8 protein-coding genes and 1 pseudogene are annotated in these 11,315 nt (G+C 71.0%); 3 read left to right on the top strand and 6 right to left on the bottom strand.

Annotated features, from left to right (window positions below):
- Window position 1: 1 nt before the first annotated feature.
- Window positions 2-1,300: an ABC transporter substrate-binding protein gene (locus tag ACFPZ3_RS61160; RefSeq protein ID WP_379523640.1), complete on the bottom strand. Its 1,299-nt coding sequence runs from the start codon at window positions 1,298-1,300 to the stop codon at window positions 2-4.
- A 117-nt stretch (window positions 1,301-1,417) separates the two neighbouring features.
- On the opposite strand from ACFPZ3_RS61160, the gene ACFPZ3_RS61155 reads away from it, so the two are divergent.
- Together ACFPZ3_RS61155 and melA are read left to right on the top strand one after the other, a co-directional pair.
- Window positions 1,418-2,362 carry a carbohydrate kinase family protein gene (locus tag ACFPZ3_RS61155; protein ID WP_379523639.1) on the top strand — a complete coding sequence of 315 codons (945 nt, stop codon included), beginning with the start codon at window positions 1,418-1,420 and terminating at the stop codon, window positions 2,360-2,362.
- Window positions 2,359-3,636 (top strand): alpha-glucosidase/alpha-galactosidase, encoded by a 1,278-nt coding sequence (melA, locus tag ACFPZ3_RS61150; protein ID WP_379523638.1) that lies wholly within the window; start codon window positions 2,359-2,361, stop codon window positions 3,634-3,636. Before ACFPZ3_RS61155 ends, melA begins: the two co-directional genes overlap by 4 nt.
- 79 nt (window positions 3,637-3,715) lie before the next feature.
- On the opposite strand, the gene ACFPZ3_RS61145 is transcribed toward melA, so the two are convergent.
- Window positions 3,716-4,495 (bottom strand): DeoR/GlpR family DNA-binding transcription regulator, encoded by a 780-nt coding sequence (locus ACFPZ3_RS61145; protein WP_379523637.1) that lies wholly within the window; start codon window positions 4,493-4,495, stop codon window positions 3,716-3,718.
- 8 nt (window positions 4,496-4,503) lie between these two features.
- Window positions 4,504-5,802: a family 4 glycosyl hydrolase gene (locus ACFPZ3_RS61140; protein ID WP_379523636.1), complete on the bottom strand. Its 1,299-nt coding sequence runs from the start codon at window positions 5,800-5,802 to the stop codon at window positions 4,504-4,506.
- Between the two features lie 148 nt (window positions 5,803-5,950).
- Between ACFPZ3_RS61140 and ACFPZ3_RS61135 the strand changes: the two genes are divergently transcribed.
- The gene (locus ACFPZ3_RS61135) at window positions 5,951-8,191 is read left to right on the top strand and encodes a hypothetical protein (protein ID WP_379523635.1); all 2,241 of its coding nucleotides are present in this window, start codon (window positions 5,951-5,953) and stop codon (window positions 8,189-8,191) included.
- 50 nt (window positions 8,192-8,241) lie between these two features.
- Here the strand turns inward: ACFPZ3_RS61135 and ACFPZ3_RS61130 are convergent, their stop codons facing one another.
- The 3 genes and pseudogenes from ACFPZ3_RS61130 to ACFPZ3_RS61120 form a co-directional block, all read right to left on the bottom strand.
- Window positions 8,242-9,051: a peptidoglycan recognition protein family protein gene (locus ACFPZ3_RS61130; protein ID WP_379523634.1), complete on the bottom strand. Its 810-nt coding sequence runs from the start codon at window positions 9,049-9,051 to the stop codon at window positions 8,242-8,244.
- Window positions 9,052-9,257: 206 nt separating this feature from the next.
- A complete protein-coding gene (locus ACFPZ3_RS61125) occupies window positions 9,258-10,229 on the bottom strand; it encodes a C40 family peptidase (protein ID WP_379523633.1) in 972 nt (323 codons plus the stop codon).
- Between the two features lie 64 nt (window positions 10,230-10,293).
- Window positions 10,294-11,274 (bottom strand): annotated as a pseudogene (locus ACFPZ3_RS61120) (cytochrome P450); the annotation flags it as partial.
- Window positions 11,275-11,315: the final 41 nt, after the last annotated feature.

Raw genomic sequence — 11,315 nt, 5'->3', positions numbered from 1 at the left:
GTCAGCCCCCGGCCAGGGCCTGGGCCGACTTGGCCGCCGCCTCGTCCAGCGCGTCCTTGGGTGTGGCGGCGCCCTGGAGCGCCTTGGCGATGGCCTCGCCGACGTGGCGGGACATCTCGACGTACCCGCTGACCGTGGGCCTGGCCTGCTTGGCGTTCTTCAGGTTGTCGACCAGCTTCTCGACGCCGGGGAACTCCTTGATGTAGGTCTTGTACTCCGGCAGGGACGTCTCCGCGCTGCGCAGCGGCAGGTTGCCCTGGGCCAGGTTCCAGCGGGCGTCCACCTCCGCCGAGGTGAGCCACTTGGTCAGCTCGAACGACCAGTAGGCCCGGTTGGCGTCGCCGTTGTCGAACAAGGTCCACAGGTCAGGTCCGGACACCGTCTGGTGGTCGCCGTTCGTGCCCGGCAGGTGCGTCACGCCGTACTCGGTCTTCTTCTGCTTCAGCTCGAACAGCGTCCACGGGCCCGAGATGATCATTCCGATGCGGTTGTCCTCGAACAGCGGCGCGTACCGCTCGTCTGTCTGGTCGAGGTAGACGCTCTTGTCGTCCACCGCCATCGCCCGCAGGAACTCCAGCGCGTCCACCCCGGCCTGCGAGTTGAACGCGGCCTTCTTCTGGTCCTGCGACAGGACGGACCCGCCGCGCTGCCACAACAGCGGCCAGAAGTGCCAGGTGGTGTCCTCGGAGGCGCTCACCGAGTACGCGGTCCCGTAGATCTTCTCCGCCGGGTCGGTCAGCTGCTTCGCCGCCGCCCTGAAGTCGTCCCAGGACCAGTCGTCGGTCGGGTACGGCACCTTCTTGGCGTCGAAGACCGTCTTGTTGTAGAGCAGCGAGAGGTTGTCCACGATGGCGGGAAAGCCGATGACCTGGCCGTTCGGCGTCGCGGTGGTGCGGGCGGCCGCGGGGAACTCCTCCCACTTGACGGCCGTGTCCTTCACCTTGTCCGTCAGGTCCAGCGCCTTGCCCGACTCCTGAAGTTGCGAGGCCCAGTTCCCGAAAGCATACGAAATATCGGGATAGACGCCGCTGGCGAAGCCCGCGGACAACTTCTGCAGCAGCTCGTCGGTGGTGGACGCGCCCGAGGAGACCTCGATGGTGACGTTGGGGTGCAGCTTGGTGAACTCGGCCGCCAGCCCCTCCAGGATCTTCTCTGCGTCGGCTTGCTGGCCCGTCCACCAGGTGAGCTTCACCTTCGCCTGCGGATCCACCGTCTTGGCGCCCTCCTGTGACGACCCTCCGCAGCCGGAGACCGCCAGAATGATCGCCACGACCAAGGCCGCCGCGGTTCTTCTTCGCATCGTGGATGCTCCTCCCGGAATGTTGGAGCCAATCATGGTGACTTTCGAAGTCTTGTCAATACCTTCGAAAATCCGCAAGGGTTGACAAGGTTTCACAACTCCTGGGACCGTGCCGTGGTGTCCAGAACGACCTTCGACCTTCTTGTCGTGGGCGACGCCAACCCGGACGTGATCGTGTCGGGTTCGCCTCGCCATCCCGAGTTCGGCCAGCATGAGCAGCTCGTCCCCGCCGCCGGCCTGGTTCTCGGCGGCTCCGGCGCGATCACCGCGTACGGCGCCGCCCGGCTCGGCCTGCGCACCGCCTTCGTCGGGCGGGTCGGGGACGACCCCGCCGGCGCCTTCGTCCTGGACGCCCTGCGCGGCGGCGGCGTGGACGTCTCCGCCTGCGTCGTCGACCCCGCCGTGCCCACCGCGATGACCGTGGTGCTGGTGGACGGCGACGACCGGGCCATCCTCACCGCCCCCGGCTGCCTCGACCGGCTCGCCGCGGCCGACGTGCCGCCAGGGCTGCTGGAACGGGCCGCGCACGTTCACGTGTCGTCGTACTTCCTGCAACCGCTGCTCGCCGCCGGCCTCGCCGGACTGTTCGAGCTGGCCAGGGCGGCGGGCGCGTCCACCTCGCTCGACACCAACGACGACCCGGCGGGCCGCTGGGCGGGCCTGGCGGACGTCCTGCCGCTCACCGACGTCCTCCTGCCGAACGAGGCCGAGGCCCAGTCCATTGCCGGGTCCATCGCCGGGGCCCTCACTCCAGGAACGGATGGACTCGAACCGGCCGTGCGGCGGCTGGCCGCCCTCGGGACGCTCCCCGTCGTCAAGCGCGGCGAGCGGGGCGCGCTCGCCTTCGCCGACGGCGAGCTGGTCGAGGCGCCCGCCAGGCCCGCGACCGTGGTCGACGCCGTCGGCGCGGGAGACAGCTTCAACGCCGGCCTGCTCGCCGCCCTCCTGCGCGGCCTGCCCCTGCGGCAGAGCATGGCGGTGGCCGTGGCCTGCGGCACCCTTTCCACCCGCGCCGCCGGGGGCACCGCGGCGCAGCCCACCTGGGAGGAAGCAAATTCATGAAGAAGATCGTGTTCGTCGGGGCGGGAAGCGTCGTCTTCACCCATGGGCTGCTCGCCGACCTGGTGAAATACCCGGAACTGCGGGGCATGCGCATCGCCCTGCACGACATCGACCCCGAACGGCTCCAGGTGGCCGAGGCCGTCGCCCACCGCATCACCGGTGACGCCGCCACGGTCACCGCGCACCTCGACCGCCGCGAGGCGCTCGAAGGCGCCGACTTCGTGATCAACATGGTGCAGGTCGGCGGCTACGACTCCACCGTCACCGACTTCGAGATCCCCGCCAGGTACGGCCTGCGCCAGACCATCGCCGACACCATCGGCGCGGGCGGCATCTTCCGGGCGCTGCGCACGTTCCCCCTGCTCGACGCGCTGGCCGCGGACATCGCCGCCGTCTGCCCCGACACGCTCCTGCTCAACTACACCAACCCGATGGCCATGAACGTCTGGTATCTGTCGGGCAAGGTCAAGAACGTCGTCGGCCTGTGCCACTCGGTCTACTGGACCATGCAGGGGCTGGCCGAGCTGGTGAAGGTGCCGTACGAGGAGATCTCCTACGTGGCGGCCGGCGTCAACCACCAGGCGTGGGTGCTGCGCTTCGAGCGCGACGGGGAGGACCTGTACCCGCGCCTCGACGCCGAGGCCGCCGCCGACCCGCAACTGCTCCGGCGGGTGCGGGTGGACATGTACCGGCGGCTGGGCTACTACCCGACGGAGACCAGCGAGCACTCGGCCGAGTACGTGCCCTGGCTGATGCACCACGACGACGAGCTCGACCGGCTGCGCATCCCGGTGGGTGAGTACCTGCGCGTCAGCGAGGAGAACCTGGCCGAGTACAAGCAGACCCGCGACCTCGTGCGCGGCGGCGGCGAACTCGACATCTCCGGCACCGGCGAGTACGCCCCGCAGATCATCCACAGCATCGTCACCGGCACACCGCGCGTCATCTACGGCAACGTCGTCAACGACGGGCTCATCTCGAACCTGCCGCACGGCTGCGTGGTGGAGGTGCCCTGCGCGGTGGACGCCACCGGCGTCCGGCCCACCGCGATCGGCGCGCTGCCCCCGCAGCTCGCCGCCCTGAACAGGACCTATGTCAGCGTCAATGAGCTCACTGTACGTGCCGCGCTGGAGGGCGACCCCCGCCACGTCAGGCACGCCCTGATGATCGACCCGAACACGGCCGCCTCCCTCCCGCTGAACGCCATCTGGAGCATGGCCGACGACCTGACCCGCGCCCACGGCGACCTCCTCCCGGAGTCCCTGCGCGCGTGACCACGGCGGCCCCTGGCCGGTGGCACCTACCCGCCGCCGGCCAGGGAGCCGTCCTTCCGCACTCCGGTCCGCGTCGGGCTCAGCGGGCGATCTCGACTTCCAGCCCCTTGTCACGCAGCGCCGCGACGCACTCGGGATCGGCCGACTCCCCGGTGATCAGCAGGTCGATCTCCCCGATCGCGCAGATCGGCGCCATCTCCACCACGCCCAGCTTGGACGCGTCCGCTACCAGGATCTTCCTGGCCGCGGCACGCAACATCCGCTGCTTCATCTCCGCGTCGGGCAGGCTCACGTTCGTCACCCCACCGGCCGCGTCCACCCCGCCGCAGCCCAGGATGACGGTGTGGGCCCTGATGCCCTCCAGCAACTTGCCGCCCAGCGGATCGACCAGCGAGTGCTGCTGCCGCCGCAGGCTGCCACCGGTCACCACGACCGAGATCCTGGGCAGCGCCGGCTCCAGCTCCAGCGCCGTACGCAACCCGTTGGTGAACACCGTCACCTCGGTCAGGCCGGAGCGCGCCACCAGCTCCCTGGCCACGTAGGACGTGGTCGTCCCCGCCCCCATCAGCACGCTCTCACCCGAGCCCACCAGCCCCGCCGCGATCTTCCCGATCAGCGACTTCTCCACCGCCGCCGTGCCCAGCGACAGCTCGAACGACGGCTCGACGTGCGGCGCGGGCCCGGCCGCCATGGCGCCGCCGCGCACCCGGCGCACCTTGCCCAGCTCCTCCAGCGCGTCCAGGTCCGCCCGGACGGTCACGCTGGACACCCCGAACGCCTCGGCCAGCTCCGCGACCCGCGCGAACTCCTGCTCGCTCAGCATCGCCAGCATGCGCTCGCGCCGCACCTCGGTCGGCATCGACTCCATCATGCACGGACCGCCGGCGGCAGCAGGTCGCCGTGCGCCTCGATCAGCTCGTCGCAGAGCGCCTCGATCGCGGGCAGCGTCAGCGTGGCCGCCGTGTTCGGGTCGAGCATCGCCGCGTGGTAGACGTGCGCGCGCTCGCCGTCGAGCACCGCCCGCACGGTCAGCTCGACGACATTCAGGAACGTACGGTTGAGCGCGGCGAGCTGCACGGGCAGGTCGCCGACGGCCCGCGGGCGCACCCCTTCGGCGCCGACCTGGGCCGGCACCTCCACGCAGCACCCCTCGGGCAGGTTGCCGATCAGTCCCCGGTTGGGCACGTTGACGTAGATCTCCTTCTCCTCGCCGGACAACATCGCCAGGATCATCGCGGCGGCGGGCTCCTGGTGCTGCCACCTGATCAGCAGCGGATGGCCGGCGGACAGGGCGCGGCGCGTCTCCTCGTACAGGTGCAGGCTCTTGCCGACGCGGCGCAGGTATTCCTCCACCGGCACGCCCAGCCTGCTCGTCTCCTCCGGATGGCGCATGATCCAGGGCACGTATTCGGCGGCGTGCTCGCTCGACTGCGTGGGGAAGTAGCCGAACTTGCGGTAGAGCTCGGCGCGTACGTGCCGCCTGAGCTGCGCGTCCGCATCGAGCACGGCGTCGAGCTCGGGATAGAGCGAGCGGCCGTCCGCCTCGAAGCGCAACACGAACGACTGGTGGTTGAGCCCCGCGCTGAGGAAGTCCACCTCGTCCTCGTCCCGCCCGACCAGATCCGCCAGGTACGCGTGCGTGTCGCACACCGAGTGGCACAACCCGGCGAACCGCTCGAAACCGGTGGCCTCGTGAACCGCCCAGCCGCTCATCGCCATCGGGTCGCTGCAACTCAGCAACCACGCGTCAGGGCACTCCTCGGCCATCTGCTCGGCCAGCTCCACCAGCACCGGGATCGTCCGCAACCCACGGAAGACGCCGCCGATGCCGATGGTGTCGCCGATGGTCTGCCGCAGCCCGTGCCGATGGGGGATCTCGAAGTCGCGCAGGGTCGCCTCGAACCCGCCGACGTCGAGATGGCTGACCACGAACCCGGCCCCGCGCAGCGCCTGCCGCCGGTCGAACACGCTGCGGATCTTCGCTTGGGCGCCCGCCTCGGCGTCCAGCGCCCGCACCAGCGTCTCGGCCGTCGCCAGCCTGCCGGGGTCGTCGTCGTGCAGCACGATCTCCAGCTCGCCGCGGAGTATGGGGGCGAGCACGAGGGCGGAGACGACGCGGCGCGTCAACTCCACGTCCCCGACCCCGATGAAGACGATCCGCGCCATCCCCGCAGTATCCCACGCCCACCACCCCGCCTACCCAGGGGCGTGCTCCCGCCGGGCGCTGTCCCGCCCGCATGCCCTCGATGGGACGGTCAGACCTATTTCGCCATCAGCCCGGCACAGGGCGGGGGTGCCTGGCACAGTCGGCCGCGTGGACACAGCGGCCATCGTGGAGCGGTCGCGCTGGGGCGGCGTGCTCTGGCGCGGATACGTGGCCGCGGCGCGCAACCTCGTGTGCCTGGCCGTTCCCGGCATCGTCGTGTTCGTGCCGGTGGGCGCGCTCACGCTGCTCGGAGCCCTGCCGCTGACCGGCTCCGTCGCGGTGGTCAACGATGAGATCGCGGTGGTGGACGATCCCGGCACGGGGATGACGCTCTGGTGGGCGGCGCTGGTGATCGGGTCGGCGGTGGCGCAGACGCTGGTGTTCGCCGCGACCCTGATCCTGGCCGCCGGACAGCAGACCGGAGCGCACATAGCCCCGTCAGCCGCGCTGCGGGCCGCGCTCCGCCGCTGGCCCGCCCTGCTCGTCCTGGTCGTGATCGTCCTGCTCGCCTTCCTGGCGGTGGCGGCCGTGGGGTTCGGCGTGCGGCTGGCGACCGATCAGGTGTGGCTGGCGTACATCGTGATGGCGCCGTTCGCCGTGGCCGCGCTGCCGATGTTGCTGGCCGGCCCGGCGCTCGTCCTGGAGCGCCGCTCCCCGCTGGGGTCGATCGGGCGGGCGTACGCGCTGGGCGTGGAAGGCACCTGGCCGGATCTGGTCGCGCTCACGTGCGGCGTGCTGATCCTGCCGGTCCTGGCCGCGCGGGCGCTCGCCTGGGCGCTGCCGCACGTGCCGGACGCGCTCGCGGCCTTCGCCTCCGGTACGGCCGGCGCCGTCCTGGCCCTGCTCACCATCCCGTTCCAGGCGAGCGTCCTGACCCGGATGTTCCTCCAGCGGCTGGCCTGGCGTTCGTACGAGACGGCTCGCGCCGAAGCCGCTCAGCCGGAGACGGCTCGGGCGGAGACGGCTCGGGCGGGAACACCTTGGGCGGAGACGGCTCAGGCAGGGACAGCTCAGGCAGGGACAGCTCGGGCGGGACCGGCTCAGGGCGGGATCGAGGGGGTCATCGACGCCCTCCCCGAGAACCCGCCGGACGCTCCGGCACCGGCCCGGACCAGGCTCGTCGTCGCCGCCCTGCTGCTGCCCGGCCTCCTCCACGGCGCGACCGCGCTGATCAACCCCTTCGGCTGGCTGGAGGTCAGGCAGGACACCCTGTCGGCGGACTGGCGAACCGGCGGTCCCCTCGCCGGGAAACTCAGCCCCCGCGACCTGCGCACCGCCTACGCCGGGCGGGACGCCCGCCTGGTCCTGCTCATCGAGGGCTGGCAAGACCCGGCCAAGCTGCTGACCTGCTCCGACGCCTCATGCGGTGAGAGTCACCTGGTCGTGGCCGAGCCCGCGGACGCCAACCCGTGGCCCGTCACGGCGAGCACCCCGCTGCCGGACGGGCGGCTGGTCCTGACGACGTGGCGGATGCTGGGCGGCGTCTTCGGCGAGGCCTGGCTCGGCCTGCTGATCTGCGACCCCAAGGGCTGCGTACGGGCTCCGGCGCGCGAGCCCATCGCCAAGGTCCGGGTGGGGGCGCAGGAGTCGGCGGTGGCGCTGGCGGCACGACCCGGCGGCGGATTGGTGGTCGCTCACGCCCGGGACGTTCCGGCGAAGGAGTCGACGGTGACCGGCACGGAGACGGTCACCTTCACCATCTGCGCGGATCCGGTCTGTTCCGTTCCGGTCACCAAGCAGGTCGCGCGGCTGGACATCGGCGCGCACCTGCTGGGGGAGAACGGCTTCGTCCTCGCCGTAACCCCGGACGGCCGCCCCGTGGCCGCGCAGGTGGACGACACGAGCGGCACGATCTACGTGATCTCCTGCCAAGACCCGGCCTGCGACCGCCCGCAAGTGGCCCGGCCCGCCGCCGGCAAGCCCCGCCAGGACGACAGTCTGCCCGTGATCGGCCTGGCCATGGGCATGCGCGCCGACGGGCGGCCGGTGATCGCCTACCAGGACGTCAACGACGGTTCTGTCACCCTGCTCGACTGCCGCACCCCCGACTGCGCCCAAGGGGACACGGTCAAGCTGGCCGGGGCGGTGAACGGCCCGCCCGCCCTGGTCGTGGACCGGGCCGGGCGGACTCTGGTGGCCTACCAGGACGAGGGCGGGCGGCGGATCGCGGTGGCCAGGTGCGCCGGCACACGGTGCGCGACCGTCGCGGTGAGCAGGGCGCCGCACGGCTTCGGCGAGCGCGTGACGATGACGCTGGACGGCCGGGGACGGCCGGTGATCGCCTGGATCGACTACGGAGTCGCGTCCGACTGGGGCATGGTCGTGACCACGCCGCTCAACCTGCGATGACCGCGACTGGGGCCTGGTCGTGACCACGCCGCCCAACCTGCGGTGACCGGTTACACGCGCAGGAGCGGCGCCCACGTCTCCGGGCCGACGAGCCCGTCCTCGTCGATGCCCTCGGCCCGCTGGAACCCGCGTACGAGCTCCACCAGCCCGTTGTCGCACTGGGTGGACTTCAGCCAGCCCTCCAGCCCGTCCTGGATGCCCGTGTACGCGCCGGGAGGAACGTGGCCCCGGGCGAACAGGCAGCCTCTGACGGTCTTGACGTCGTGGTTGTCGTCGCCGGGCCGGATCAGCGGCAGTTCCTTCACGATCTCCTCCGTCCAGGATCCCGGCGCGGGCGCGCCGTTCATGAGGGCGGCGACGGCCGCCCGGAATGCGTTCATGTCGATGGAGTGCGGGTCGGGCTTGGAGGTGTTGACCTCCCGGTGCGCCTTGACACGCGAGGCGGGCAGCCCGAACTCGCGGCACAACTCCGCGCACAGCCGCCGGTAGGCGTCCAGCTGGACCTCCGGCCATGGTTGCGAGCCGTTGTTCTCGGCCTCGATGCCGATCGAGGAGGAGTTGTCGTGCTGCGGTGAGGTCGAGGGCGCGTTGTGCCAGCAGCGGCCGGCGGCGATGACGTAGATGCCGCCGGACCTGCCGAGCCCGAACTGCGACAGCGGCCCGTCGAGACCGGGCCGTCCGTCACGCACCACGGCGAGCGACGGATAGTCGCCGCCGCTGGCCGGGCCCGCGGTGTGGTGGCAGACGATGCCCTGCACCTCGGGCTGCGGCCCGTGGCCGCGGGTCTGCCACCCCGTCACCTCGGTCACCGGGTGCCCGGTGCGGCGGGCGACGTCGGCGAGCTGGGTCAGGTAGGGCATCCGGGACCTCCGTCATGCGTCTCGATCTGTCTCACAACCTTAGGTTGACGATGGGTAGCCGCTCAATAGCGGTGTGTGGTCAACGCTGGGTGGGCGGATGACCGTGGCGCGAGCTCGCGAGGGGTGCGGGCAAAGCGCTTACAGATCCATACCATGACGTACCCGTGTGCGATCGGCAGAATCGGGAAACTCCGTGTGCCCGATGCTCAGGGGCGGATCGCGCCGATGAGGCGGTTACGCCAGTAGGCGTCGAGGTCGACGATCTTGACGACGTCCCCGGTCTGCGGGGCGTGCAGCATCTTGCCGCCGCCCACGTACATGCCCATGTGCCCGAGGCCCCTGCTGAACAGCAGGTCGCCCGGCTGCGCCTCGCTCACGGAGACGCGCCGCCCGGAACCCCAGCTCCACTGCGTGTACGTGGTGCGCGGCAACTGCACGCCGGCCGCGCGCCAGGCGGCCTGGGTGAGCCCCGAGCAGTCGAAGGAGCCCGGCCCCGTGCCGCCGTACCGGTACGGCTTGCCGACCTGGGCGAAGGCGAACTGCAGCGCCTGACGCGCGTTCCCGGAGGCCGGGCCGGTGTAGGTGGCGCCCGTGCCGCGCGTGTTGCCGCTCTTGTACGCCCCCAGCCGGCGCAGCAACTTCATCTGCTCGCTGACGAGCTTCTCGACCTTCGCCTTGTCATCGCGTACGTCGTCACGCGCCCTGTCGGCCTCGCCCAGCACGTCCTTGGCCGAGTCGCGCCGCTCGCGCAGCTCCTTGGTCGCCGCCTCGAAGGCCCGCACCGTGGCCGCCCTGTCCAGGGCGATCTGCTCAAGAGTGGCCATGCTGCCGAGGACCGCCTCGGGGCGGCCCTGGATGACGTAGCGCTGCCAGCCCAGCGAGGCGCCCAGCCGATACTCGTTGACCGCCATCTCGGCGACCTCGCCGCGCAGCGCCTCGGCCTGCGCGGTCTTGCGCTCGAGCTCCGTCTCCAGCTTCTCGTAGCGCTGCCGGGCCTTCTTGTGCGCCTCCGTCGCCTGGTTGTAGCGCTCGACGAGCCGGTCGGCCTGCTCGTTCAGCTTCACCAGCTTGGCCTTGGCCTGGGCGGGCGTCGGATCGGCCGCGGCGGCACCCGGCGCGCCGGCGATCACGCCCATGCCCATGGTCACGGCCGCCGCCGCCCTAACGAGCCTGGACATCCTCACTCCGCCTCCTTCACAACGCTCTAGAAGGAGGTACGCAGTCCGCCCCCGCGCTGTTCAGTCAGCCGGGCTCATCCGTAGGTGATGGCACCGCGAGGTGGCTCGCACCCGGGGGATGGGCTACTTCCGTACGGGTGAACGTGCAGGGCAGGCGCTTGTAGCCGTTGATGAAGCTGGACAGGAGCCGGTCCGGCTCGCCCGCCCTGATGTCCGGCACCCGGGTGAACAGCTCGCGGAACATCACCGCGATCTCCCGCCTGGCCAGGTTGGCCCCCAGGCAGAAGTGCGGGCCCGGGCCGCCGAAGCCGACGTGGGGGTTGGGGGAGCGGGTGATGTCGAAGGCGTCCGGGTCGGCGAAGACGCTCTCGTCGCGGTTGGCCGAGATGTACCAGAGGGTGACCTTGTCGCCGGCCTTGAACAGGTGCCCGTTCAGGTCGTGGTCGCGGGTGAGGTTGCGGCGCATGAAGATGACGGGGGAGCTGTGGCGGACGATCTCCTCGATGGCGCCGCCGATGCGGGCGTCGAAGTCGGCCGGCAGCAGCTCCCGCTGGCCGGGGTGGTCGGTGAAGAGCTTGAGGCCGTGCGCGATGGCGGTGCGGGTGGTCTCGTTCCCGGCGACGACGAGCAGCAGGAAGAACGTGGCGAACTCGCGCGGGCTCAGCCGTTCGCCGTCGATGTTGGCGTTGACCAGGGCGGAGGTCAGGTCGGTGTAGCCGATGACGATGTTGGTCAGCCAGACGACCCACGCGTGCTCGTACGACGGGATGCCGAGCATGTCGCAGATCACCTCGACCGGCAGCCGCATCGCCACGCTCGCCACGAAGTCGCCGGGGCCCCGCTCGATCAGCTCGTCCACGATGCGGCGGGCCCGCAGCGCGACGTCGTCCCCGGCCTTGGCCAGCGTCTTGGGGGTGAACGCCCTGGACACGATCCGGCGGATCTTGGCGTGCCGCGGGTCGTCCATGTCGATCATGGAGTTGAAGTAGCCGTCCATCCACCGGGGCAGGTCGGTGGGGCTGGTGGCGCTGGGCTCGCTGCTGAACCGGCTCCGCTGAGAGAAGTAATAGTATTAAATCGTGGCGT

This window comes from Nonomuraea insulae, from assembly GCF_042656245.1.
The sequence above is the reverse complement of the archived record's forward strand: the minus strand, read 5'-3'. Positions and strand labels throughout refer to the sequence as shown.

Excerpts from the sequence above, each read along its gene's own strand:
- ACFPZ3_RS61160 (WP_379523640.1), bottom strand. The coding sequence starts at position 1,300 with ATGCGAAGAAGAACCGCGGCGGCCTTGGTCGTGGCGATCATTCTGGCG.
- melA (WP_379523638.1), top strand. The coding sequence starts at position 2,359 with ATGAAGAAGATCGTGTTCGTCGGGGCGGGAAGCGTCGTCTTCACCCAT.
- ACFPZ3_RS61145 (WP_379523637.1), bottom strand. The coding sequence starts at position 4,495 with ATGCCGACCGAGGTGCGGCGCGAGCGCATGCTGGCGATGCTGAGCGAG.
- ACFPZ3_RS61140 (WP_379523636.1), bottom strand. The coding sequence starts at position 5,802 with ATGGCGCGGATCGTCTTCATCGGGGTCGGGGACGTGGAGTTGACGCGC.
- ACFPZ3_RS61130 (WP_379523634.1), bottom strand. The coding sequence starts at position 9,051 with ATGCCCTACCTGACCCAGCTCGCCGACGTCGCCCGCCGCACCGGGCAC.
- ACFPZ3_RS61125 (WP_379523633.1), bottom strand. The coding sequence starts at position 10,229 with ATGTCCAGGCTCGTTAGGGCGGCGGCGGCCGTGACCATGGGCATGGGC.